Raw genomic sequence first — 24,723 nt, 5'->3', positions numbered from 1 at the left:
TTATACTTGAACAATCGATAAAAATCAATTATTCACCTTTATTTTTTTTGATAATTTCTTCTGAAACAGACTTCGGTACTTCTTCATAATGATCAAATGTCATTGAGAATGTTCCGCGTCCTTGCGTGTTAGAACGTAATGACGTTGCATAACCGAACATTTCAGAAAGTGGAACCATAGCGCGAACAACTTGTGCGTTACCGCGAGCTTCCATACCTTCTACACGTCCACGACGAGATGTTACGTCACCCATAATGTCACCCATGTACTCTTCAGGAATTACAACTTCAACTTTCATCATTGGCTCAAGAATTACTGGGCTACATTTAGAAACCGCAGCTTTAAGCGCCATAGATGCAGCGATTTTGAACGCCATCTCAGAGGAGTCAACATCATGGTAAGATCCATCAACTAATGCAGCTTTAATGTCAACTAGTGGATAACCAGCTAGTACACCATTTTTAAGTGCATCTTCAAGACCTGCTCCAACAGCTGGGATGTATTCACGTGGAACTACACCACCGACGATCTTGTTTTGGAATTCGAATCCTTTACCTTCTTCATTAGGTTCAAACTCAATCCAAACGTGACCGAATTGTCCACGACCACCAGATTGACGAGCGAACTTACCTTCAACTTTCGCAGCAGCACGGAAAGTCTCACGGTATGCTACCTGAGGAGCACCAACGTTTGCTTCCACTTTGAATTCACGGCGCATACGGTCAACGATGATATCAAGGTGAAGTTCACCCATACCAGCGATGATTGTTTGGCCAGTTTCTTGGTCAGTGTGAGCACGGAATGTTGGATCTTCTTCAGAAAGCTTAGATAATGCTGTACCCATTTTATCTTGGTCAGCTTTAGATTTTGGTTCGATAGCTACAGAGATAACTGGCTCTGGGAATTCCATAGACTCAAGGATAACAAGGCTCTTCTCGTCACAAAGAGTATCACCAGTAGTAGTATCTTTTAAACCAACAGCAGCAGCGATATCACCAGCGTAAACTGTTGAAATCTCTTCACGGCTGTTAGCGTGCATTTGTAGGATACGTCCTACACGCTCACGCTTACCTTTAGTTGAGTTTTTCACGTATGATCCAGAGTTTAACACACCAGAATATACACGGAAGAACGTTAATTTACCAACATAAGGGTCAGTCATGATTTTGAATGCTAGAGCTGCGAATGGCTCTTCATCGCTAGACTTACGTTCTACAGCTTCATCTGTATCCGGAAGAGTACCTTTAATAGCAGGTACATCTAATGGAGATGGTAAGTAGTCAATAACTGCGTCTAACAGAATCTGAACACCTTTATTTTTGAATGCAGAACCACAGATTACTGGGAAGAATTCAACAGAAGTTGTAGCCTTACGGATACCAGCTTTAAGCTCTTCTACAGTAATTTCTTCACCTTCTAGGTACTTCATCATCATTTCTTCATCAAGCTCAGCTACCGCTTCAATAAGTTTTCCACGGTATTCTTCAGCTAGTTCTTTGTGCTCTTCAGGAATTTCAACACGCTCGATGTCTGTTCCTAAATCGTTACCGTACATGTAAGCACACTCTTCAACAAGGTCAATGATACCATTGAACTCGTCCTCAGCACCGATTGGTAACTGAATTGGATGTGCGTTTGCTTGTAAACGATCGTGGATTGTTCCTACAGAGTATAAGAAATCTGCACCGATCTTATCCATTTTGTTAACGAATACGATACGAGGTACGCCGTAAGTAGTAGCCTGACGCCAAACAGTTTCTGTTTGTGGTTCTACACCAGATTGTGCATCAAGTACTGCTACCGCACCATCAAGTACGCGTAAAGAACGTTCTACTTCTACTGTGAAGTCTACGTGTCCTGGAGTGTCAATGATATTTACACGGTGACCTTTCCATTGAGCTGTAGTTGCAGCAGAAGTAATTGTGATACCACGCTCTTGCTCTTGCTCCATCCAGTCCATCTGAGATGCACCTTCATGAGTTTCACCGATTTTATGAATACGTCCTGTGTAATACAGAATACGCTCAGTTGCTGTTGTTTTACCAGCATCGATGTGAGCCATGATACCAATATTACGAGTGTTTTCTAAAGAGAACTCTCTTGTCATTTGGTGTCTTGCTCCTTCCATATATGGATTGGATTATTTTATTTTAAGTAGCAAAAAAGCCACTTTATATTGTTACATATGCCAGTGTCCAGTACCCTCATTATGTAAAACGAGCGCCCAACGAAAGGGAGAGGCATTCTCCCTCTCCACACTTCCATAAGCGACAAATAAAGCGGTTTATGCATACATTTATTTTACGTTGAATCCTACCAACGGTAATGAGCAAATGCTTTGTTAGCTTCTGCCATTTTATGAGTGTCTTCACGTTTCTTAACAGATGCACCAGCGTTGTTAGCTGCATCTAAGATTTCGTAAGCTAGACGCTCTTCCATAGTTTTTTCACCACGAAGACGAGCATAGTTTACTAACCAGCGAAGACCTAAAGTTGTACGGCGTTCTGGACGAACCTCAACTGGAACTTGGTAGTTAGCACCACCAACACGACGAGCACGTACTTCAAGAACAGGCATGATGTTCTTAAGAGCTTGCTCGAATACTTCCATAGGCTCTTTACCAGCACGTTCACGAACGATATCGAACGCGTTATAAAGAATTGTTTGAGATTTACCTTTTTTACCGTCAACCATCATTTTGTTGATTAGGCGTGTTACAAGTTTAGAATTGTACATTGGATCTGGTAACACGTCACGTTTCGCAACAGGTCCTTTACGAGGCATATTGAGTTCCTCCTTTCATTTTAAGTTTATTATTTTTTAGCAGGTTTTGGTCGCTTAGTACCATATTTAGAACGTCCTTGCATACGTTTGTCAACACCAGCTGTATCAAGCGCACCACGAACGATGTGGTAACGTACCCCTGGTAAATCCTTTACACGACCACCGCGAATTAATACTACGCTATGCTCTTGTAGGTTATGACCGATACCTGGGATGTAAGCTGTAACCTCGATACCATTTGTTAAACGTACACGAGCGTATTTACGTAACGCTGAGTTCGGTTTCTTTGGAGTCATTGTACCAACACGAGTACACACACCACGTTTTTGAGGTGCAGAGATATCAGTTGATTTTTTCTTTAAAGAGTTGAAACCTTTGTTTAACGCAGGTGATTTAGATTTCCATACTTTATCAGTACGACCATTTCTCACTAATTGGTTAATAGTAGGCATTTGATTTATCCTCCCTTCGCATGTTTGTATGACCACATATCCAGGTGGTTCATTATTAGTTGAAAACAAAGTTTTTGCAAGGAAGAGCAAATGCTCTCTCCTCACAAAAACAGTTTTAACTTATTATTCCTATTGCTGAAGCTCCCACTTGAATCCCCGAAACTTTTCCAAGTTTACGAATTGATTCAACTTTGGTTATGGGTACGTTATATTGCAATGCAGTACGAGTAATCACATGGGTTAACCGCATGTCAGCATCTTCTGCAATGACAACTTCTTTAACTGTACCATTTTTGATTGCTTCCAATGTTCGTTTATGACCAACGACTACATTTTCAGCAGTTGACACTTTTTGATAAGACATATACATATCCTCCAAAGCATCGTTCAGGAGCAACCTTGCTTATAGTAACATTTTGACTCATATAATGTCAACTAGGATTATCTGTTTTTATACAAAATTTACGACGGAAAATTTTACTGTTCCACATAAACTTCATCGTTTTCTACATTCATGTCATCTTGTGTTGTTTTCACAAGATCCACTTTGCGATAACGATTCATACCTGTTCCAGCAGGAACAAGTTTACCGATAATAACATTCTCTTTCAATCCTAGAAGTTCATCACGTTTTCCTTTAATTGCTGCATCTGTTAGAACACGAGTTGTTTCTTGGAACGATGCTGCAGATAAGAATGAATCTGTTTCTAGTGAAGCTTTTGTAATACCAAGAAGAACCGGTCTAGCCGTTGCTGGTTGTTTACCTAATAGTAACACCTTCGCATTCGCATCAGTGAACTGATGGATGTCTAGTAACGTTCCTGGTAATACATCTGTTTCACCAGCATCGCTTACGCGAACTTTACGAAGCATTTGGCGAACCATTACTTCTACGTGCTTATCACCAATTTCTACCCCTTGCATACGGTATACTTTTTGAACTTCACGTAGTAAGTATTCTTGAACTGCTGTAATATCAGTTACTTTTAATAATTCTTTCGGATCAATAGAACCTTCTGTTAGCTCTTTTCCGTGACTGATAGGCTGTCCTGGAGTTACTTTCAGACGAGCACCGTAAGGAATAGCATACGTACGAGCTTCAACTTCACCCTGTACAACTACTTCTTGACGATCTTTAACATCGTTGATCGCTGCGATAACACCGTCGATTTCACTGATAACTGCCTGACCTTTCGGATTACGAGCTTCGAAGATCTCTTGGATACGAGGTAAACCTTGTGTGATATCATCCCCGGCAACCCCACCTGTATGGAACGTACGCATCGTTAACTGTGTACCTGGCTCACCGATAGATTGAGCTGCGATAATACCTACCGCCTCTCCTACTTCTACGTCTGTACCAGTTGCTAAGTTACGACCGTAACACTTCTTACATACACCATGGCGAGTATTACATGTAAACGCTGAACGAATGTTTACAGTTTCAACACCCGAATTTTCAACGATATGAGCGATATCTTCAGTAATTAATTGGTTTTCACCAACTAATACTTCACCTGTTTCAGGATGTTTTACAGTTTTTCTTGCAAAACGTCCAACAAGACGGTCATATAATGACTCAATAACTTCATTACCCTCTTTAATCGCACCAATTAGTAAACCACGATCTGTTCCACAATCATCTTCACGGACAATTACATCTTGTGCAACGTCTACAAGACGACGTGTTAAGTAACCAGAATCGGCAGTTTTAAGTGCTGTATCGGCAAGACCTTTACGCGCACCATGCGTAGAGATGAAGTACTCAAGTACTGTTAAACCTTCACGGAAACTTGATTTGATTGGAAGTTCAATGATACGACCAGATGGGTTTGCCATCAAACCACGCATACCAGCAAGCTGAGTAAAGTTCGATGCGTTACCACGGGCACCAGAATCACTCATCATGAAGATTGGATTGCGCTTATTCAAGGATTTCATCAGTTTTCCTTGGATAACATCTTTCGCATTACTCCAAATAGAGATAACACGATCGTAACGTTCTTCTTCCGTGATTAAACCGCGACGGAATTGTTTAATTACATTATCCACTTTTGCTTGTGCTTCGTGGAGAATTTCATCTTTTTCACCTAATACAAGAATATCCGCTACCCCAACTGTAATACCAGCTTTTGTAGAATATTTAAATCCTAAGTTTTTCATGCGATCAAGCATACGAGATGTTTCCGTAATTTGGAAACGTTTAAATACTTCCGCAATGATATTTCCAAGGATTTTCTTGCTAAATGGCGCCACTTCTTCACGACTAGCGATAATCTCTTTAATGTTCGCACCTTTTTCAACGAAATACTTCGCTGGTGTTTCTTTTTCAAGGTTTGAATTTGTCGGTTCGTTAATATAAGGGAACGACTTCGGTAAGATTTCGTTAAACATTAATTTACCAACCGTTGTTAATAGAAGTTTGCTCTTTTGCTCTTCAGTAAATGTTTCGTTGTTTACTGAACTTGCAGCAACTGCAACACGTGTGTGCAGATGTACATATCCATTTTGATATGCAAGCAATGCTTCATTTGCATCTTTGAACACCATACCTTCACCAATTGCACCCTCGCGCTCAAGTGTTAAGTAGTAGTTACCTAATACCATATCCTGAGATGGAGTAACAACTGGTTTTCCATCTTTCGGGTTCAAGATGTTTTGTGCCGCTAACATAAGAAGACGAGCTTCCGCTTGAGCTTCTGATGATAACGGAACGTGAACCGCCATTTGGTCACCATCAAAGTCCGCGTTGTACGCAGTACATACAAGTGGATGAAGACGAATTGCGCGTCCTTCTACTAATGTAGGTTCGAACGCCTGAATACCAAGACGGTGAAGCGTTGGAGCACGGTTTAGAAGTACAGGGTGTTCTTTAATCACAGATTCTAAAACATCCCAAACTTCAGGTTGTACACGCTCGATTTTACGCTTCGCACTCTTAATGTTGTGTGCTAATCCTTTTTCCACTAAATCTTTCATAACGAAAGGTTTGAACAGTTCAAGCGCCATCTCTTTCGGTAATCCACATTGATACATCTTTAAGTTCGGTCCTACAACGATTACAGAACGGCCAGAGTAGTCAACACGTTTACCTAATAAGTTTTGACGGAAACGTCCTTGTTTACCTTTAAGCATGTGAGATAGTGATTTTAATGGACGGTTACCTGGTCCAGTAACTGGACGGCCACGACGACCATTATCGATTAATGCGTCTACAGCTTCTTGTAACATACGTTTTTCATTTTGAACGATGATGCTTGGTGCACCTAAGTCCAATAGACGTTTTAAACGATTATTACGGTTAATTACACGACGATATAAATCATTTAAGTCAGAAGTTGCAAAACGTCCACCATCTAACTGTACCATTGGGCGTAGTTCTGGCGGGATAACTGGAAGAACATCTAAGATCATCCAAGATGGCTCATTTCCAGAGTTACGGAATGCTTCTAATACTTCTAGACGTTTAATAGCACGAGTACGGCGTTGTCCTTGTGCTGTTTTTAATTCTTCTTTTAAGAAGTCTACTTCTTTATCTAAATCGATGTCTTGTAATAGCTTCTTAATTGCTTCTGCACCCATAGCAGCTTGGAATGTGCTACCATATCGATCACGATATGCACGGTATTCTTTTTCAGAAAGTAATTGCTTCTTATCAAGTGGTGTATCTCCACTTTCTGTTACAACATAAGAAGCGAAATAAATTACTTCTTCAAGCGCGCGAGGGGACATGTCTAAGACAAGTCCCATGCGGCTCGGGATACCTTTGAAATACCAAATATGAGATACAGGAGCAGCTAATTCGATATGGCCCATACGTTCACGACGAACTTTTGCACGCGTTACTTCAACGCCACATCGATCACAAACTACACCTTTATAACGTACACGTTTATATTTTCCGCAATGACATTCCCAGTCCTTTTGTGGTCCGAAAATACGCTCACAGAACAAGCCATCTTTTTCAGGCTTTAACGTACGATAGTTAATCGTTTCTGGTTTCTTAACTTCACCGTATGACCAAGAACGAATCTTGTCAGGTGAAGCAAGTCCAATCTTCATATATTCAAAGTTATTTACATCTATCAAGGGGCCTACCTCCCTTTTAGTCTACAGGTTATCCCAATTATTCCTTAGTTGTCTCAACTTCGATATTCAATTTGTCTGCTGATTGATGATCATCATCTTCCGTATCACGCATCTCAATTTCTGTATCGTCACTAGACATCATTTTAACGTCCATACCTAAACTTTGCAGTTCTTTAATCAATACTTTGAATGATTCTGGAACGCCTGGTTCTGGAACATTTTCACCTTTAACAATTGCTTCGTACGTCTTAACACGTCCAACAACATCATCAGACTTCACTGTTAAGATTTCTTGAAGAGTATAAGCAGCACCGTAAGCTTCAAGTGCCCAAACCTCCATCTCACCGAAACGCTGTCCACCGAACTGAGCTTTACCTCCAAGAGGTTGCTGCGTTACAAGTGAGTATGGTCCAGTAGAACGAGCATGAAGTTTATCGTCAACCATGTGCGCAAGTTTGATCATGTACATGACACCAACAGATACGCGATTGTCGAATGGTTCACCAGTACGTCCATCATAAAGGATTGTTTTCGCATCATTTGCCATACCAGCTTCTTCGATTGTACCCCATACGTCTTCCTCACGAGCACCATCGAATACTGGCGTTGCAATATGGATGCCAAGGTATCTTGCTGCCATACCAAGATGAAGCTCTAATACCTGACCGATATTCATACGAGATGGTACCCCTAATGGGTTCAACATGATATCAATTGGCGTGCCATCTGGTAAGTAAGGCATATCTTCTTCTGGTAAAATACGAGAGATAACACCTTTGTTACCATGACGACCGGCCATCTTGTCACCTTCAGAAATTTTACGTTTTTGAACGATATATGCACGTACAAGTTGGTTCACACCTGGTGGCAATTCATCGCCATCTTCACGGTTGAATACTTTTACGTCTAAGATAATACCGCCACCACCATGTGGTACACGTAGTGATGTATCACGTACTTCACGCGCTTTTTCACCGAAGATTGCATGTAATAGACGTTCTTCTGCTGTTAATTCTGTTACACCTTTTGGCGTTACTTTACCAACAAGTAGATCTCCATCTTTTACTTCAGCACCGACGCGAATAATACCGCGCTCGTCAAGATTACGAAGTGCATCTTCCCCAACATTCGGGATATCACGTGTAATTTCTTCTGGTCCAAGCTTCGTATCACGAGCTTCTGATTCATATTCTTCAATATGGATAGAAGTGTACACATCATCTTTTACAAGGCGTTCACTCATGATGATTGCATCCTCGTAGTTATAACCATCCCATGTCATAAAGCCAACAAGCACGTTACGTCCAAGTGCTAGTTCACCTTTTTCCATAGAAGGACCATCCGCAAGGATTTCACCTTTTACAACTTGATCTCCAACACTTACAATTGGACGTTGATTGTAACAAGTTCCTTGGTTAGAACGAATGAATTTCAACATTTTGTAGCGATCTAAATCGCCTTTTACTTTTTGACCGTCAACTTCTACATAGCGACGTACCCAAACTTCACGTGCTTCTACGCGCTCAACAGTACCAGGATGTTTACAGATTACTGCAGCTCCTGAGTCTTTTGCTGATACGTACTCCATACCTGTACCTACAATCGGAGATTCCGGATTCATTAACGGAACCGCCTGACGTTGCATGTTCGCACCCATAAGTGCACGGTTGGAGTCATCGTTTTCTAAGAACGGAATACAAGCTGTCGCTGCGGACACTACTTGTTTTGGAGATACATCCATGTAATCGATACGTTCTTTATTTGTGACAATGTTTTCACCACGGAAACGAGCTACGATATCTTCATCAAGGAATTCCCCTTCTTCAGATAATTTCATGTTCGCTTGGGCTACAACATAGTTATCTTCTTCATCTGCTGTTAAGTAATCAACATGGCCCGTTACACGTCCAGTTTCTGGATCAACACGACGGTATGGTGTTTCAATGAAACCAAACTCATTTACTTTCGCGAATGAAGATAATGAGTTGATCAAACCGATGTTTGGTCCCTCTGGCGTTTCGATTGGACACATACGACCATAGTGAGAGTAGTGAACGTCACGTACTTCAAAGCCTGCACGCTCACGCGTTAAACCACCGGGTCCTAATGCAGATAGTCTTCGTTTGTGTGTTAACTCTGCTAATGGGTTTGTTTGGTCCATGAACTGAGATAACTGAGAACTTCCGAAGAACTCTTTAATAGATGCAATAACCGGACGAATGTTAATTAACGCTTGCGGTGTAATTGCATTTGTATCTTGGATCGACATTCTCTCACGAACAACACGTTCCATACGAGAAAGACCGATACGGAATTGGTTTTGTAATAACTCCCCTACAGAACGAAGACGACGGTTTCCTAAATGGTCAATATCATCTGTATCCCCTACTTTGTATAGTAAGTTAAAGAAGTAGCTAATAGAAGCAAGGATATCACCTGGTGTGATGTGTTTTACGTCACGAGTGATATTTGCATTCCCAATTACATTGATAGAACGTTCACCGTCTGACTCTGGAGCATAAATCTTAATCGATTGCAGCTCAACATCGCCTTCTACCACTCCACCCATTGGTTTCGCTGTCTTGAATCCAATGTTTTTCTCTAAGTAAGGTAAAATGCGATCTAGTGTACGACGGTCTAAGATTGTTCCTTCTGCTGCTAAAATTTCTCCAGTTTCTGGATCTACTAATGTTTCAGCTAAGCGTTGGTTAAACAATCTGTTTTTAATGTGTAACTTTTTGTTGATCTTGTAACGACCTACATTTGCTAAATCGTAGCGCTTCGGATCAAAGAAGCGAGAAACAAGCAAGCTTTTCGCATTTTCTACTGTTGGTGGTTCACCTGGGCGTAGACGCTCATAAATTTCAAGCAATGCTTTTTCTGTGCTATCTGTGTTGTCTTTTTCTAGCGTATTGCTTAAGTATTCGTTATCACCTAAAAGCTCGGTGATTTCTTGATCAGAGCCAAACCCTAATGCGCGTAACAAAACAGTTACAGGAAGTTTACGCGTACGGTCGATACGCACATATACAACATCCTTAGCATCTGTTTCATACTCTAACCAAGCTCCGCGGTTTGGAATTACAGTAGCAGTAAAACCACGTTTTCCGTTTTTATCCACTTTGCCACTATAGTATACGCTTGGAGAGCGAACTAACTGGGAAACGATAACACGTTCTGCACCGTTAATTACGAATGTTCCTGTCTCTGTCATGAGTGGGAAATCTCCCATGAACACATCCTGTTCTTTTACTTCACCAGTTTCCTTATTGATTAGACGAACTTTCACACGAAGTGGTGCTGCATACGTCACATCACGCTCTTTACATTCTTCTACAGAGTATTTAGGTTCACCTAAGCTGTAGTCGATAAATTCAAGCGATAGATTTCCCGTAAAGTCTTCAATCGGAGAAATGTCTTGGAACATTTCTCGCAAACCCTCATCAAGAAACCACTGATAAGAAGAGGTTTGAATTTCGATAAGATTTGGTAACTCTAATACTTCACTAATACGGGCATAACTTCTTCGTTGGCGGTGGCGTCCGTATTGAACTAGTTGACCTGTCAACTGCTTCACCCCTCAAATCATGAGTATTATAAATGCACAAAAAAATTGTGCAAAATCACAAATAAATATAGCTAACGCCAGTAGCGCAGCTTTTTTCTCTCAAAGATAGATACGTTGAGTCTTTCTATCTGCTCAAAAAAGAAAAATGGCTTCTATAAGAAAACCATCATTCTGTTTCATCATCTGCTGATTTTACTATCTTTTCCAAGAGAAGCAAAAATATACATCGTTCTCAACGCAGAAAATCATATATTGGCATTGTATAATGTTAACATAGCCAAAAATAACCGTCAACGTTTTTTTGATTTTATGATATAATATCCTTTTTTCTTTTCTACAACTTCAACTTCAGAAAATGTTTCCTCTAGTTTTTTAAGCGCAGATGGTGCACCTTGTTTCTTTTGAATAACAATCCAAAGCTCTCCACCCGACACTAGATGAAGGGCAGCTTTTTCTAAAATCTCATGCACGATATGCTTACCAGCACGAATTGGAGGATTAGATAGAATAGCAGCATACTTGCCATCTACATTTTCATAGACACTACTTTGAAAAATACGAACGTTTTCAACTTTGTTATTAGCAGCATTTTCCTTTGCAAGTCCAAGTGCCCTTTCGTTCACATCCACCATGTGAACACTACGCTCTTGAAACTCTTTTGCTAACGACAAACCGATTGGACCGTATCCACATCCCACGTCTAATACGTCACCTTTAATATCCGGCATTTGAAACGCTTCAATCAAAAGACGAGAACCAAAGTCCACCTCGTTTTTCGAAAACACTCCATGATCAGATAAAAAAGCAAATTGAGATCCTCGCAATGTATATTCCCATCGTTTACGATCACTTTTACTCGAAGGGTCATTAGAAAAATAATGGTCTGCCATATGGCCACCTCTTTTCTTTACAGTTAAAAAAAAAGCCCGCATAAGAGCGAGCTTTTTTATAGCTTCAAAAGTTAATTACTTAACTTCTACAGAAGCGCCAACTTCTTCAAGTTTAGCTTTGATTTCTTCAGCTTCTTCTTTAGAAGCGCCTTCTTTAACTGCTTTTGGAGTGTTGTCAACTACTTCTTTAGCTTCTTTTAAGCCAAGACCAGTGATTTCACGAACAACTTTGATAACTTTGATTTTTTGTGCGCCTGCGCTAGCAAGTACAACATCAAATTCAGTTTGCTCAGCAGCAGCTTCACCAGCGCCACCAGCTACAGCTACAGGAGCAGCAGCAGTTACGCCGAATTCTTCCTCGATAGCTTTTACTAAGTCGTTAAGTTCTAATACAGTCATAGATTTAACTGCTTCAATGATTTGTTCTTTAGTCATTGTAAATATCCTCCCTTAATTAGGTTCTTATTGTTTTATCGATAACACGTAATTATCTTTTGAAAATTAAGCGCCTTGCTCTTCTTTTTGATCTGCAACTGCTTTAGTAGCGATTGCAAGACCACGCATTGGAGCTTGAAGAACGCTAAGAAGCATAGAAAGTAAGCCTTCACGCGATGGAAGAGTAGCGATAGCTTTAACCTCATCAAGTGATACAAGTTTACCTTCGATTACGCCTGCTTTAATTTCTAAAGCTTCATGATCTTTAGCGAAGTCGTTTAAAACTTTCGCAGGAGCAATTACATCCTCGTTACTGAACGCGATTGCGTTTGGTCCTGTTAAGAATTCGTTTAACCCAGCCATTTCAACAGATTCTGCAGCACGACGAGTTAAAGAGTTTTTGTAAACTTTGAACTCAACGCCAGCTTCACGTAAGTTTTTACGTAATTCTGTTGCTTCAGCAACTGTTAAACCACGGTAGTCAACAACGATTGTAGATTTACTTTCGCGAAGTTTTTCAGCGATTTCAGTTACAACTTGTTGTTTAGTTTCGATTGCTTTGCTCATGTTATTACACCTCCTGTAGATTATATAGAAGATGTACCGACAGTGCACTAAAAAACCCCCATGCCCAATTGTAGACATGGAGGCATATAGTCACAGAAAAAATTCCGTTTCGTATATTAACACCTAGGTGGGAAATTAAGCCAATTTGGCACCCACTGTCTACGGTACACTATTTAAATTCACAACATAAATGATTATATTAAAACTTCTTTATGAAGTCAACTTCCAATTTTTACGCGATTGTAGAAACGTCTACACGTACGCCAGGTCCCATTGTAGAAGCAACAGTTGCGTTCTTCATGTAAGTACCTTTTGCAGCAGCTGGTTTAGCTTTTAACAGCGTGTCAGCAATTGTTTTGAAGTTTTCTACTAGTTTAGCATCTTCGAAAGATACTTTACCGATTGGAACATGGATGTTACCAGCTTTATCAACGCGGTATTCAACTTTACCAGCTTTGATTTCGTTAACAGCTTTTGTTACATCGAAAGTAACTGTTCCAGTTTTAGGGTTCGGCATTAAACCTTTAGGTCCTAATACACGACCAAGTTTACCAACTTCACCCATCATGTCAGGAGTTGCTACTACTACATCGAAATCGAACCAACCTTGTTGGATTTTGCCGATGTAATCAGTATCACCTACGAAGTCAGCGCCAGCAGCTTCAGCTTCTTTTGCTTTTTCGCCTTTAGCGAATACTAATACACGTTGAACTTTACCAGTACCGTGTGGAAGAACAACTGCACCACGAATTTGTTGGTCAGCTTTCTTAGGGTCAACACCTAAACGAAATGCAGCTTCTACAGTTGCATCAAATTTAGCTGTGTTTGTTTTCTTTACTAATTCTACTGCTTCTGTTGCAGAGTAAGCAGTTGCACGATCAACAAGCTTCGCAGCTTCTACGTACTTTTTACCTCTTTTAGCCATGTTTATTTCCTCCTTGAATGTGGTTTTAGCGGAATAACCTCCCACGTTTACGCCTTCATTCCGGGAACCCCCGAGGATGTGCGCCCATCCATTTATTTAAAAACGATACTCATTTACGATAATAAAGGTTGCGAATTGGAATTCCAGACCCGCAACCTTTTTTACAAAAAACAAATCGAATTAGTCTTCGATTACGATGCCCATACTGCGTGCAGTACCTTCAACCATACGCATTGCAGCTTCTACACTAGCAGCGTTTAGGTCAGGCATTTTAGTTTCAGCGATTTCGCGAACTTTATCACGCTTAACAGTTGCCACTTTATTACGGTTTGGTTCACCAGAACCAGACTCGATACCAGCTACTTTCTTAAGAAGAACAGCAGCAGGAGGAGTTTTAGTAATGAAAGTGAATGAACGGTCTTCGAATACCGTAATTTCAACAGGAATGATAAGACCAGCTTGATCTGCTGTACGAGCGTTGAACTCTTTACAGAAGCCCATGATATTAACACCCGCTTGTCCTAATGCTGGACCAACTGGTGGAGCTGGGTTAGCTTTACCTGCAGGAATTTGAAGTTTTACCATTTTAATTACCTTTTTAGCCACGAGACACACCTCCTTAAGTCCGTGATGTGGTCAATTGGGCAGTGATTTGCCCTCCCACTTTTATTTTATCTGTACGATAAAATCTTTTCAAAAAACGTCTCCGTTACCGAAGACGTACTGACTTAAAAGATATTATCACTTTTTACAATTCATTTCAAGTTTCATTTTATAATTTTTCAATTTGATGGAAATCCAGCTCGACCGGTGTTTCACGACCAAACATGTCTACAAGCACTCTTACTTTTTGTTTTTCCATATCAATCTCTTCGATTGCGCCTGTATAGTTCGCGAATGGCCCTTCATTTACACGCACTGTTTCGTGAAGTTCAAAGTCAAAATCAACCACTTCATTGTCCATTCCCATATGCTTCATAATGGTAACAACTTCCTCTTCTAATAAAGGAGATGGCTTTGAACCTGACCCAGAAGATCCAACAAAACCTGTTACGCCTGGTGTATTACGAACAACATACCAAGAATCATCAGTCATAATTAGTTCAACTAATACATAACCTGGGAATACTTTTCTTTTTGTTAACTTTTCTTTTCCGTTTTTCATTTCTACTTCTACTTCTTCCGGAACAACAACACGGAAAATTTTATCTTGCATTCCCATTGATTCTACACGTTTCTCTAGGTTTGCTTTTACTTTATTTTCATATCCAGAATAAGTATGGACAACATACCAACTTTTTTCCATTCATTTAGGACGAGCGTCCTTCCCTCCCTGACGTACATTTTTTTGTGCAAATGAAAAAACCCGTTCATCGGGCTTTTACACAGTTCGTATAAATAACATTATATCATGGATAAGTGCTTCTTATTCAAGAACTAACCAAGAATTAACCGAATTAAAGAAGAAATACCCATGTCAACTACTGCAAAGAAAACTGCAAAAAACACAACTGTCGCAATAACAGTAGCTGTTGAACGGAGTAATTCATCTTTCTTAGGCCAACTTACTTTTTTCATTTCGCGACCTACATCGCCGAAAAAGTTCGTCAAACGCATTTACGGGACCTCCAGTGTATTGTTTCGATTATTTATTTTGTTTCCTTATGAACTGTATGCATATTGCATGTTTTACAAAACTTCTTTATCTCAAGTCGCTCTACTGAGCTCGTATCTTTCATTGTGGAGTAGTTTCGATTCTTACACTCTTCACATGAGAGTACAACTTTTTTCCTCATTTGTTACACCAACCTTGTAACATTATGTCCCTAAAAATGTATCATACAATAAAAGACAATGTCAATGACATGCCGCTTACTACCTTACAAAAAGAAAACAGGAGAATCACTTTACCTCCTGCGACATATACTATGAGTTTAAAGTTGTATTTTCTCTCATTTCCATATATCGTTCAAGTTTTCTTTTCACACGCTGCAGGGCATTATCAATAGACTTTACGTGTCTATTTAGCTGTTCTGAGATTTCTTGATAAGAGCGACCATCTAAGTATAAAGAAAGGACTTTCCTTTCTAAATCGCTTAATAATTCAGATATTTTTAGTTCTATGTCGGTATATTCTTCCTGGCTAATAATCATCTCTTCAGGATCAGTTACCTTTGCTTCTGAAATAACATCTAATAGCGTACGATCAGATTCCTCATCGTAAATCGGTTTGTCTAAAGAAACATATGAATTTAAAGGAATATGTTTTTGTCTCGTTGCTGTCTTAATAGCAGTAATAATTTGACGAGTAATACATAATTCAGCAAATGCTTTAAAAGAAGAGAGCTTGTCCTCTTTATAATCACGAATAGCTTTAAACAATCCAATCATACCTTCTTGAACAATATCTTCCCGATCGGCACCTACTAAAAAGTACGATCTTGATTTTGCGCGAACAAAGTTCTTGTACTTGTGAATTAAATATTCAAGAGCATCAATATTACCTTTTCGAACTAACTCAACTATTGCCTCATCCTCTAAATCGCGAAACGTAACGTTGTTGGTACTTACGAAGCCTGTTTCCACTCTGATCCCTCCGACCGCTATTTATTTAGAAATATTATACAGTAAGCGCTTGAAGAGCGTCAATGGTTCAACGCTCTCCTCGCCTTAATTTTTCTAACTTTTCTGTAATATCCTTGCTAAATATCGTTCGCATAGCTGGTTGTTTATCTTTTACCTCTCGCGTTTGATGGCGCACTTGTTGTTCCACCGCCTGTACTTCTATCTCTAGTTCACGGGCTGATTTCCTAAGTGCTCCTTGCGCAAAAATAACCCACTGTTCTGTATAATCGGAAGTTGCAACATAAATTTGTGTATTAATGTTACGAAGCTCAATCGCGAGCTGTTCAATTTTTTCATCAGCAGTTTGATTTCTCCTTGTGAAAATAATTTCAACACGCGATTGCTTCATCTTCTTCTCAATACCTTGAACTGTATAAGCATCAAATACAATCATTACTCTTGTTCCTGTATAGCCCTGATAATCCGCCATCTTATCAATTAGCGCGTCCCTTGATGCCTGTAAGTCTACATCCCTCAATTTTTTCAAGTCTCTCCAAGCCCCAATAACGTTATAACCGTCAACGATTAAAATATCGTCCATTTTTACTCACCAATTTGGTGACGTTTGCGATATACCTCGTACATTAGCAGACTAGCAGCTACTGAAGCATTTAAGGATGTAACTTTACCAACCATCGGTAAATGAATAAGGAAATCACACTTTTCACCAATAATACGGCTCATACCTTTCCCTTCACTACCAATTACTAACCCAATCGGCATATTGCCATCTAAGTTGCGATAATCTGTTTTCCCTTTTGCATCTGTGCCCGCAATCCAAAGACCACGTTCCTTTAACTCATCAATTGTTCGTGATAAATTTGTCACACGAGCAACTGGAATGTATTCAATTGCCCCTGTTGAAGCCTTTGCAACCGATGCCGTTAACCCAACTGCTCGGCGCTTTGGAATAATAATCCCATGCGCTCCCGTTGCATCTGCTGTACGCATAATAGATCCTAGGTTATGTGGGTCTTCAATTTCATCAAGAATTAAGAAGAACGGATCTTCGTTACGCTTAGCAGCTACCTCAAATAAATCTTCTAATTCCGCATACTGATATGCCGCAACTTGCGCAATCACCCCTTGATGATTTCCTTCAACAAGCTGATCTAATTTTTTCTTTGGTGCATGCTGTAAAATAATTTTATTCTCTTTCGCTAACGCTAATACAATTTGCACTTGTCCCTTGGCAGCACCTTCTGCAATCCAAATCTTATTAATATCTCGCCCTGATCGTAACGCTTCAATTACAGGGTTACGGCCGATAATGTATTCACTACTCATGTTGATGCGCCTCCTTCTTTTACCTCTAATACATCAATTGCTTTATATACAAGCTCTTCTAATCGTTCACGATTGTTCAATAAATAATGATAGCCGAGCAATGCCTCGAAGGCCGTACTATGGCGATACGTTTGTACATCCGTATTTTTTGGAACAGTACCAGAATTCGCATTACGTCCTCTTCTTAGTACCGCTTCTTCTTCCTCTGTTAGAAATGCTGTCTCTAAAAAATGATAAACAACTTTCGCCTGCGCCTTTGCTGAAACAAAGCTTGTCCCTAAACGATGTAGTTGATTGGGACGAACTGTTCCTTTTTGAAGGAGGTGATAGCGGATATATTGTTCATATACCGCATCACCCATATAGGCTAACGCTAAGCTGTTCAATTGCTTTGCATCAATCATGCTTATCCTCTTTTCCATCTTGTACCTTGTGCTGTATCTTCTAAAATAATATTGCGCTCTTTTAAATCATCGCGAATTTGATCTGATAATGCGAAATCACGATTTTTACGAGCTTCAATACGTTTTTGAATTAACACTTCAATCTCTTCATCAAGTAATTCTTCTTTTGTTAATTCTAATCCTAAGATGCCAAATAATGTTTCAAACTGTTTTACATACGCCTCAAGCACAGCTTTTGATGTATGTTCTTCTAGTAAATATTGATTTGCATGGTTTGCTAAGTTATATAATTCTGTTACTGCGTTTGCTGTATTAAAATCATCATCCATCGCTGCTTCAAATGCAACTTGGAATTTCTTCATTTCAGCTAACCACTTCTCGTTATGATCCGTTAAATCCGTACTGCTTTCCATGCGATGTTTTAAATTACCGTATGCCGTTTTAATACGCTCTAACCCATTATTCGTATTCTGTAATAATTCTTCACTAAAGTTAATTGGATGACGATAGTGAACCGATAGCATAAAGAAGCGAATTAATTGCGGATTATATTGCTTAATAATATCGTGAACTAAAATGAAGTTCCCTAATGATTTAGACATTTTTTCATTGTTAATATTAATATATCCATTATGCATCCAGTAACGTGCAAATGTTTTTCCAGTCAAAGCTTCTGATTGTGCAATCTCATTTTCATGATGTGGGAACGCTAAATCTTGACCACCAGCGTGAATATCGATTGTATCTCCTAAATATTTCCGTGCCATTGCAGAGCATTCAATATGCCATCCCGGACGACCTTTCCCCCAAGGGCTCTCCCAGAAGATCTCTCCTTCTTTCGCAGCTTTCCATAATGCAAAGTCAAGTGGATCTTGTTTCTTTTCTCCAACTTCAATACGTGCACCATGACGCAAATCTGCAATTGGTTGATGAGACAATTTGCCGTAGCCTTCAAATTCTTTCGTTTTGTAATAAACATCTCCTTCTGATTCATATGCATATCCTTTTTTCACAAGTTCCTCAATAAACTCAATAATGATATCCATATTTTCTGTTACACGAGGGTGAACTGTAGCGTGCTTGCAACCTAATGCAGTTACATCTTCAAAATACGCTTCAACAAAGCGATCTGCAATTGTTGGAACGTCCTCTCCTAGCTCATTTGCTGCTTTAATTAATTTATCATCTACATCCGTAAAATTAGAAACATATTGTACATCATACCCTTTATATTCTAAGTAGCGACGCACTGTATCAAATACCATAGGCGGTCTTGCATTTCCAATATGAATATAGTTGTATACTGTCGGCCCGCATACATACATCTTCACTTTATTTTCTTCTAAAGGAACAAACTCCTCTTTCTGACGCGTTAACGTATTATAAATGTGAATAGTCATTTTCATCCTTCCTTTCCACTTTTACTTCAAGTTGCTTTTTTAATTTCTCAAGCTCAGCTTCCATCACTTTCAATTTATCGAAAATTGGATCCGGAAGATCCGAATGGTTTAATTCCTGACCTACCTTTACTCCATTCTGAATTACGACACGACCAGGTATACCTACAACTGTCGAATGCGCAGGAACTTCTTTCAACACAACGGACCCTGCACCAATTTTGGAATTCTCTCCAACCGTAATGGATCCGAGTACTTTCGCACCAGTTGCAATAAGTACATTATCTTGAATTGTTGGATGCCTTTTTCCTTTTTCTTTCCCTGTACCACCTAATGTAACTCCTTGATAAATGGTTACATTGTCTCCAATTTCACATGTCTCCCCAATAACAACTCCCATACCATGGTCAATAAAAAAACGGCGACCAATTGTGGCTCCTGGATGAATCTCGATACCAGTAAAAAAACGACTAACTTGTGAAATCCAACGCGCAATAAAGAAAAAATTTCGTTTATAAAAGGCGTGTGCAATTCGGTGTGCCCAAACTGCATGTAATCCAGAGTAAGTTAAAATGACTTCGAAATAACTTCGCGCCGCTGGATCTTGTTCAAAAACGACTTCAATATCTTCTCGAAGCCTCTTAAACATCGATGTCCCCTCCCCTTTATGGACTACTATTCCGAGTGAACTGATTCCCCCGCTATTGGTGGACAGTATTACCTCCACCTCATCATTCAGTGAAAGAAAAGAAGTTAGATTGGAGATGAATTACCCGTAAAGGCCCAATTGGTGAAGGCTAATAATTAGTGAGGAATGAAGCCCCACTGATTAAAGGTTCACTTTATCGCTAACTTCCTTGTTTGTTACCTAGTCTTTATCCATCTGTACAAAAACTTATACCCATACCTATTTACATGGTATAAAAAAAGACGCCTCTGTCATATTGACAGAGGCGCCTTATAAGCGCGGTTCCACTCTGTTTAGGCTCAAATAAAGCCTCAAACTCATCCATGATAACGGTTTATACCGCTTCTGCTTACTTTGCGTCCTTATGACGTCCCGAAACTCTTCGTTGTTCAGCAGAAGACTCGAAGGGGCATTTCAAAAATCCACTTATAAACCACTTCCAGCCAAAAGGTGGTTCTCTCTGTAAAAAGCCTGATTTTCTACTTCTCCTTCTCGTCGCTTTCCCTTATTAGGTTTTTAAGTATTCTTATTATATTTCTAAATTCGTCAAATGTTAACCAATTACTTTACGAATACGATTTAAAACTTTTTCTTTTCCAAGAAGTGCAATTGCGTTTGGAAGTTCTGGGCCATGTGTTTGACCCGTAGTTGCAACACGAATTGGCATAAATAAATTTTTGCCTTTATGACCTGTTTCTTTTTGAACAGCTTTAATTGCCTTCTTAATTGCTGCTGGTTCTACTTCATCTAAAGCTTCTAATCCTGCTGCAAATGCACGAAGTACTTCAGGTACTTGTTCACCTTTTAATACTTCTTGTCCTTCTTCTTCATAGTCTACATGATCTTTGAAGAACATTTCAGAAAGCTCTACAATTTCAGCTCCAAAGCTCATTTGTTCATGGTATAAAGCAATTACATCATGAACCCAAACCTGTTCTTGTTCGCTTAAGTTTTCACTTACACGACCAGCTTTCACTAAATGCGGTAAGCTTAATGCAACAACAGCATCTAGGTCTTGCTTTTTCATATATTGATTGTTCATCCATTTTAGTTTTTGAGAATCGAATAATGCAGGTGATTTTGATAAACGTGCCGCATCAAACATTTCAATAAACTCATCTTTAGAGAAGATTTCTTCCTCCCCTACTGGTGACCAACCAAGTAATGCGATAAAGTTAAAAATCGCTTCTGGAAGATATCCAAGCGCTTGATATTGTTCAATAAATTGAATAATAGATTCATCACGTTTACTTAATTTTTTACGGCTCTCATTTACGATTAATGTCATATGACCGAATTGTGGGATATCCCATCCAAATGCTTCATAAATCATCATTTGTTTCGGTGTGTTAGAGATATGGTCATCGCCACGAAGAACATGTGTGATTTCCATTAAATGATCATCTACCGCTACTGCAAAATTATAAGTTGGAATACCATCTTTTTTCACAATAACGAAATCACCAAAGTCATTTGAGTGGAAAGCAACTTCATCTTTCACGACATCCTTAAACGTGTAGTCGCGGTCAGCCGGTACACGGAAACGAATACTTGGAATGCGGCCTTCTGCTTCAAATTGCTTGATTTGTTCTTCTGTTAAATCACGGTGATTACCTGCATAACGAGGTGTTTCACCACGAGCAATTTGTCCTTCACGCTCTGCTTCTAATTCCTCTTCTGTCATGTAACATTTATAAGCTAAACCACGTTCTAGCAAATCTTCATATAACTTTTTATAAATATCTAAACGTTCTGTTTGACGATATGGTCCATATTCACCACCAACATCAACACCTTCATCCCAGTCCATACCGAGCCATTTCAAGTATTTTAATTGGCTTTCTTCACCACCAGCAACATTACGTTTTACATCAGTATCTTCAATACGAATAATAAACTTGCCATCTTGATGACGAGCAAATAAATAATTAAATAATGCCGTACGCGCATTTCCGATATGTAAGTGTCCTGTTGGACTTGGCGCATAGCGTACTCTCACTTGCTTTTCCATAATTGGTACACCTTCCATTCTTAATGTCAACACATTCTATAATTGTACACCAAAAAAATCTGATTATCCATCTTACGAATCAAAAACAACTATTTTTTCTGTAATAATACAACTGCTTGAGAAGCAATCCCTTCTTCTCTTCCTGTAAATCCTAATTTTTCAGTTGTTGTTGCCTTCACATTAATATTGCCTATAGAAGTTTCTAATAACTCACTAATACGCTTACGCATATTTTCAATATGTGGTGCCATTTTCGGCTTCTGCGCAATAATTGTACAATCTAAATTACCTAACTCATACCCTTGTTCACGCACAAACTCCCAAACTTTTTGCAATAACACCGCTGAATCTGCATCCTTAAAGGCAGGATCTGTATCTGGAAAATGTTTTCCGATGTCACCTGCAGCAATTGCTCCTAAACATGCATCAGCAATTGTATGTAAAAGTACATCTGCATCTGAGTGACCTAACAAACCTTTTTCATGCGGAATCGTAATTCCACCGATAATTAACGGCCTACCTTCTGCAAATTCATGTACATCAAAACCTTGTCCAATTCGAAACATTTTACATCCTCCTCAAGCTAAACTACTGAACGTTATGATTCTATATTATATCTATGCACCTATAAAGAAAAGCCCGGCAGTAACCGGGCTTTTCTTTATATTCTTTCTACTACCCCTTCTGAACACGCAAGAAACTTTCAGCAATTAATAAATCTTCTGGCGTTGTCACTTTAATATTGTAATAACTACCCTCTACTACGCCCACTTCCTTACCAATACGTTCTACAAGACTTGCATCATCTGTACCAAGGAAACATCCCTGTTTTGCACTTTGATGCGCTTCTAGTAAAAGTGGAACAGAAAATCCTTGAGGTGTTTGTACGGCTCTCAACTGAGAACGTTCAACTGTTTCAACAACTGTATTTTGTTCTACCCGTTTTACTGTGTCCTTTACAGGTACCGCGCAAATCGAAGCACCTTTCTGCTTCGCTGCAATCAATACATCACGGGTCATTTTATTCGTTACAAACGGACGTGCTCCATCATGTACGAGAACATACTCGGTTTGTTTCACATATTGAAGTGCATTATATACACTATCTTGTCTTTCAGCCCCACCTTGGATAAACTTCACACTCTTTTGAATCGGATATCTCTGTATTAACCCTTCAAAATAGGAACGTTCTTCTTCATTAATTGCCATAATAATATTTTTACATGCTTCATCTTTTTCAAAAACACGTAATGTATGCACAATAATAGGCACTTCATTAATAAGCAAAAATAATTTATTTTTACCAGCACCCATTCGCTTTCCTCGGCCCGCGGCCGGAATAATTAATGTATACATGCTAATAATCCTCTACTTATAATGCTTTTTCTAGTAATTTTCGCTTTGCAAAAATCATACGACCAGCAGATGTTTGTAGTACACTTGTAACGAGTACATCAAGTTGTGAACCAACATATTCTCGACCATCTTCTACTACAATCATCGTACCATCATCTAAATAAGCAACACCTTGATTTTGCTCTTTTCCATCTTTGACAACATAAACGCTTAGTTCTTCACCGGGAAGTACAACTGGCTTAATTGCATTTGCTAAATCATTAATGTTTAGAACTGTTACTCCTTGTAGTTCAGAAACTTTATTTAAGTTAAAATCATTTGTGACAACAGTACCACCAGTTACTTTCGCTAATTTCACAAGCTTGCTGTCCACTTCTTGAATATCTTCGAAATCGCCTTCATAAATCTCTACTGGAATTGGCATCTCTTTTTGAATACGGTTTAAAATATCTAATCCTCTACGTCCTCGATTACGCTTTAATGCATCCGAAGAATCAGCAATATGTTGCAACTCCTCTAATACAAACTGAGGAATGACAATCGTTCCTTCTAGGAATTTCGTTTGACAAATATCAGCAATACGTCCATCAATAATTACACTAGTATCAAGAATTTTCCAATGCGAAAAAGATTCCTCTACTCCTGTTTCCGTTTCAGCCTCTTCATTATCACTATTGTTATTTTTCTTCTTGCCACCGCGTTGTGGTAGTGTAAATAATCCTAACAATTCATTTCTCTTTTTAAATCCTACCTGGAATCCTAAGTAACCAAGTAGAAGTGTAAAGAAGATTTGCAATACAGTACTAATGACCGGAATTGTAAATTCACGAATTGGTATCAAAATTAAATACGCAACAATAAGACCTGAGATTAATCCTAGCGTGCCAAATAAAACATCTGTTACAGGCGCCTTTACAAGAGCTTCCTCAATATGTTTAATAAGCTGAACAATATAATCTACGAGCCAAAATGTTGTTAAAAATAAAATAATTGCACCAATAATTGCACGAACATATGAGCCCTCCAGTAACGGGATTGCACCCATGTCCAATACATTAATAACTTTCGGGATTAAATAAATCCCTAACGCTCCTCCGATTACTAAAACGAAGAGCTGTACGATCCGTTTTAACATCCAACCACCTCCTACTCATTATTAACCATTGTTTTGCTAATCAAAACGCCGAATGCAAAAGCGGACGTGTCTTTTTATAAATTGGTTTATTTACCAATATATCATATCAT

24 protein-coding genes and 2 other annotated features are annotated in these 24,723 nt (G+C 39.2%); all 24 genes read right to left on the bottom strand.

The features are described 5' to 3' along the window. Nucleotides 1-28: 28 nt before the first annotated feature. The 24 genes from fusA to NSQ40_RS00490 all read right to left on the bottom strand — a co-directional run bounded on the left by fusA (nt 29) and on the right by NSQ40_RS00490 (nt 24,613). Entirely contained in the window at nt 29-2,107 is a 2,079-nt protein-coding gene (fusA, locus tag NSQ40_RS00605) for an elongation factor G (RefSeq protein WP_018767347.1), read from the bottom strand. Between the two features lie 206 nt (nt 2,108-2,313). Next, complete coding sequence (gene rpsG / locus NSQ40_RS00600) at nt 2,314-2,784, bottom strand: 30S ribosomal protein S7 (RefSeq protein ID WP_003194344.1); 471 nt, start codon at nt 2,782-2,784, stop codon at nt 2,314-2,316. 29 nt (nt 2,785-2,813) lie between these two features. Next, nucleotides 2,814-3,236 carry a 30S ribosomal protein S12 gene (rpsL, locus tag NSQ40_RS00595; RefSeq protein ID WP_001142341.1) on the bottom strand — a complete coding sequence of 141 codons (423 nt, stop codon included), beginning with the start codon at nt 3,234-3,236 and terminating at the stop codon, nt 2,814-2,816. Between the two features lie 115 nt (nt 3,237-3,351). After that, nucleotides 3,352-3,600 carry a 50S ribosomal protein L7ae-like protein gene (locus tag NSQ40_RS00590; protein ID WP_016116949.1) on the bottom strand — a complete coding sequence of 83 codons (249 nt, stop codon included), beginning with the start codon at nt 3,598-3,600 and terminating at the stop codon, nt 3,352-3,354. A gap of 113 nt (nt 3,601-3,713) precedes the next feature. Then, nucleotides 3,714-7,325, bottom strand: coding sequence for a DNA-directed RNA polymerase subunit beta' (rpoC, locus tag NSQ40_RS00585; RefSeq protein WP_003194339.1), 3,612 nt, complete (start codon nt 7,323-7,325; stop codon nt 3,714-3,716). Between the two features lie 37 nt (nt 7,326-7,362). Next, nucleotides 7,363-10,893: a DNA-directed RNA polymerase subunit beta gene (gene rpoB, locus NSQ40_RS00580; RefSeq protein ID WP_018767348.1), complete on the bottom strand. Its 3,531-nt coding sequence runs from the start codon at nt 10,891-10,893 to the stop codon at nt 7,363-7,365. Nucleotides 10,894-11,183: 290 nt separating this feature from the next. After that, nucleotides 11,184-11,783, bottom strand: a complete 600-nt coding sequence (locus NSQ40_RS00575; protein ID WP_003194335.1) for a class I SAM-dependent methyltransferase — start codon at nt 11,781-11,783, stop codon at nt 11,184-11,186. A 75-nt stretch (nt 11,784-11,858) separates the two neighbouring features. Continuing rightward, the gene (rplL, locus tag NSQ40_RS00570) at nt 11,859-12,218 is read right to left on the bottom strand and encodes a 50S ribosomal protein L7/L12 (RefSeq protein ID WP_003194333.1); all 360 of its coding nucleotides are present in this window, start codon (nt 12,216-12,218) and stop codon (nt 11,859-11,861) included. Between the two features lie 66 nt (nt 12,219-12,284). Further along, on the bottom strand, nt 12,285-12,785 hold the full coding sequence (rplJ, locus tag NSQ40_RS00565) for a 50S ribosomal protein L10 (protein WP_003194331.1): 501 nt from the start codon (nt 12,783-12,785) through the stop codon (nt 12,285-12,287). Between the two features lie 40 nt (nt 12,786-12,825). Further along, nucleotides 12,826-12,968: a sequence feature (ribosomal protein L10 leader region), on the bottom strand. A gap of 49 nt (nt 12,969-13,017) precedes the next feature. Next, nucleotides 13,018-13,710, bottom strand: a complete 693-nt coding sequence (gene rplA, locus NSQ40_RS00560; protein ID WP_003205496.1) for a 50S ribosomal protein L1 — start codon at nt 13,708-13,710, stop codon at nt 13,018-13,020. A 180-nt stretch (nt 13,711-13,890) separates the two neighbouring features. Continuing rightward, complete coding sequence (gene rplK / locus NSQ40_RS00555) at nt 13,891-14,316, bottom strand: 50S ribosomal protein L11 (RefSeq protein WP_001085872.1); 426 nt, start codon at nt 14,314-14,316, stop codon at nt 13,891-13,893. 166 nt (nt 14,317-14,482) lie between these two features. Further along, nucleotides 14,483-15,016, bottom strand: a complete 534-nt coding sequence (gene nusG / locus NSQ40_RS00550; RefSeq protein WP_000415795.1) for a transcription termination/antitermination protein NusG — start codon at nt 15,014-15,016, stop codon at nt 14,483-14,485. 131 nt (nt 15,017-15,147) lie between these two features. After that, nucleotides 15,148-15,327, bottom strand: coding sequence for a preprotein translocase subunit SecE (gene secE, locus NSQ40_RS00545; protein WP_003194325.1), 180 nt, complete (start codon nt 15,325-15,327; stop codon nt 15,148-15,150). A 32-nt stretch (nt 15,328-15,359) separates the two neighbouring features. Continuing rightward, a complete protein-coding gene (rpmG, locus tag NSQ40_RS00540) occupies nt 15,360-15,506 on the bottom strand; it encodes a 50S ribosomal protein L33 (protein ID WP_002055487.1) in 147 nt (48 codons plus the stop codon). Between the two features lie 130 nt (nt 15,507-15,636). Further along, a complete protein-coding gene (locus NSQ40_RS00535; RefSeq protein ID WP_003194323.1) occupies nt 15,637-16,296 on the bottom strand; it encodes an RNA polymerase sporulation sigma factor SigH in 660 nt (219 codons plus the stop codon). 67 nt (nt 16,297-16,363) lie between these two features. Then, nucleotides 16,364-16,876 carry an NYN domain-containing protein gene (locus NSQ40_RS00530; RefSeq protein WP_003194321.1) on the bottom strand — a complete coding sequence of 171 codons (513 nt, stop codon included), beginning with the start codon at nt 16,874-16,876 and terminating at the stop codon, nt 16,364-16,366. A 2-nt stretch (nt 16,877-16,878) separates the two neighbouring features. After that, complete coding sequence (gene rlmB / locus NSQ40_RS00525) at nt 16,879-17,622, bottom strand: 23S rRNA (guanosine(2251)-2'-O)-methyltransferase RlmB (RefSeq protein ID WP_003194319.1); 744 nt, start codon at nt 17,620-17,622, stop codon at nt 16,879-16,881. Next, on the bottom strand, nt 17,619-18,026 hold the full coding sequence (locus NSQ40_RS00520) for a Mini-ribonuclease 3 (protein WP_003205491.1): 408 nt from the start codon (nt 18,024-18,026) through the stop codon (nt 17,619-17,621). Before NSQ40_RS00520 ends, rlmB begins: the two co-directional genes overlap by 4 nt. 2 nt (nt 18,027-18,028) lie before the next feature. After that, nucleotides 18,029-19,426 carry a cysteine--tRNA ligase gene (cysS, locus tag NSQ40_RS00515; protein ID WP_018767351.1) on the bottom strand — a complete coding sequence of 466 codons (1,398 nt, stop codon included), beginning with the start codon at nt 19,424-19,426 and terminating at the stop codon, nt 18,029-18,031. Continuing rightward, nucleotides 19,407-20,072 carry a serine O-acetyltransferase gene (gene cysE / locus NSQ40_RS00510; protein ID WP_003194315.1) on the bottom strand — a complete coding sequence of 222 codons (666 nt, stop codon included), beginning with the start codon at nt 20,070-20,072 and terminating at the stop codon, nt 19,407-19,409. Before cysE ends, cysS begins: the two co-directional genes overlap by 20 nt. Before the next feature lie 297 nt (nt 20,073-20,369). Beyond that, nucleotides 20,370-20,616 (bottom strand) — a binding site (T-box leader). Nucleotides 20,617-20,664: 48 nt separating this feature from the next. Beyond that, the gene (gene gltX / locus NSQ40_RS00505; protein WP_098159364.1) at nt 20,665-22,122 is read right to left on the bottom strand and encodes a glutamate--tRNA ligase; all 1,458 of its coding nucleotides are present in this window, start codon (nt 22,120-22,122) and stop codon (nt 20,665-20,667) included. An 89-nt stretch (nt 22,123-22,211) separates the two neighbouring features. Beyond that, nucleotides 22,212-22,688 carry a 2-C-methyl-D-erythritol 2,4-cyclodiphosphate synthase gene (gene ispF, locus NSQ40_RS00500; protein WP_003205484.1) on the bottom strand — a complete coding sequence of 159 codons (477 nt, stop codon included), beginning with the start codon at nt 22,686-22,688 and terminating at the stop codon, nt 22,212-22,214. Between the two features lie 109 nt (nt 22,689-22,797). After that, entirely contained in the window at nt 22,798-23,478 is a 681-nt protein-coding gene (gene ispD, locus NSQ40_RS00495; RefSeq protein ID WP_003194309.1) for a 2-C-methyl-D-erythritol 4-phosphate cytidylyltransferase, read from the bottom strand. Nucleotides 23,479-23,494: 16 nt separating this feature from the next. Then, nucleotides 23,495-24,613, bottom strand: coding sequence for a PIN/TRAM domain-containing protein (locus tag NSQ40_RS00490; RefSeq protein WP_003194307.1), 1,119 nt, complete (start codon nt 24,611-24,613; stop codon nt 23,495-23,497). Between the last annotated feature and the right edge of the window lie 110 nt (nt 24,614-24,723).

The organism is Bacillus sp. FSL K6-6038, from assembly GCF_038050455.1.
GTDB lineage: Bacteria > Bacillota > Bacilli > Bacillales > Bacillaceae_G > Bacillus_A > Bacillus_A pseudomycoides.
The sequence above is the reverse complement of the archived record's forward strand: the minus strand, read 5'-3'. Positions and strand labels throughout refer to the sequence as shown.

What these genes read in the sequence shown, in the direction of transcription:
- fusA (WP_018767347.1), bottom strand. Translation starts at nt 2,107, where the DNA reads ATGACAAGAGAGTTCTCTTTAGAAAACACTCGTAATATTGGTATCATG.
- rpsG (WP_003194344.1), bottom strand. Translation starts at nt 2,784, where the DNA reads ATGCCTCGTAAAGGACCTGTTGCGAAACGTGACGTGTTACCAGATCCA.
- rpsL (WP_001142341.1), bottom strand. Translation starts at nt 3,236, where the DNA reads ATGCCTACTATTAACCAATTAGTGAGAAATGGTCGTACTGATAAAGTA.
- NSQ40_RS00590 (WP_016116949.1), bottom strand. Translation starts at nt 3,600, where the DNA reads ATGTCTTATCAAAAAGTGTCAACTGCTGAAAATGTAGTCGTTGGTCAT.
- NSQ40_RS00575 (WP_003194335.1), bottom strand. Translation starts at nt 11,783, where the DNA reads ATGGCAGACCATTATTTTTCTAATGACCCTTCGAGTAAAAGTGATCGT.
- rplL (WP_003194333.1), bottom strand. Translation starts at nt 12,218, where the DNA reads ATGACTAAAGAACAAATCATTGAAGCAGTTAAATCTATGACTGTATTA.
- rplJ (WP_003194331.1), bottom strand. Translation starts at nt 12,785, where the DNA reads ATGAGCAAAGCAATCGAAACTAAACAACAAGTTGTAACTGAAATCGCT.
- rplA (WP_003205496.1), bottom strand. Translation starts at nt 13,710, where the DNA reads ATGGCTAAAAGAGGTAAAAAGTACGTAGAAGCTGCGAAGCTTGTTGAT.
- nusG (WP_000415795.1), bottom strand. Translation starts at nt 15,016, where the DNA reads ATGGAAAAAAGTTGGTATGTTGTCCATACTTATTCTGGATATGAAAAT.
- secE (WP_003194325.1), bottom strand. Translation starts at nt 15,327, where the DNA reads ATGCGTTTGACGAACTTTTTCGGCGATGTAGGTCGCGAAATGAAAAAA.
- rpmG (WP_002055487.1), bottom strand. Translation starts at nt 15,506, where the DNA reads ATGAGGAAAAAAGTTGTACTCTCATGTGAAGAGTGTAAGAATCGAAAC.
- NSQ40_RS00530 (WP_003194321.1), bottom strand. Translation starts at nt 16,876, where the DNA reads ATGGACGATATTTTAATCGTTGACGGTTATAACGTTATTGGGGCTTGG.
- rlmB (WP_003194319.1), bottom strand. Translation starts at nt 17,622, where the DNA reads ATGAGTAGTGAATACATTATCGGCCGTAACCCTGTAATTGAAGCGTTA.
- NSQ40_RS00520 (WP_003205491.1), bottom strand. Translation starts at nt 18,026, where the DNA reads ATGATTGATGCAAAGCAATTGAACAGCTTAGCGTTAGCCTATATGGGT.
- cysS (WP_018767351.1), bottom strand. Translation starts at nt 19,426, where the DNA reads ATGACTATTCACATTTATAATACGTTAACGCGTCAGAAAGAGGAGTTT.
- cysE (WP_003194315.1), bottom strand. Translation starts at nt 20,072, where the DNA reads ATGTTTAAGAGGCTTCGAGAAGATATTGAAGTCGTTTTTGAACAAGAT.
- gltX (WP_098159364.1), bottom strand. Translation starts at nt 22,122, where the DNA reads ATGGAAAAGCAAGTGAGAGTACGCTATGCGCCAAGTCCAACAGGACAC.
- ispF (WP_003205484.1), bottom strand. Translation starts at nt 22,688, where the DNA reads ATGTTTCGAATTGGACAAGGTTTTGATGTACATGAATTTGCAGAAGGT.
- ispD (WP_003194309.1), bottom strand. Translation starts at nt 23,478, where the DNA reads ATGTATACATTAATTATTCCGGCCGCGGGCCGAGGAAAGCGAATGGGT.
- NSQ40_RS00490 (WP_003194307.1), bottom strand. Translation starts at nt 24,613, where the DNA reads ATGTTAAAACGGATCGTACAGCTCTTCGTTTTAGTAATCGGAGGAGCG.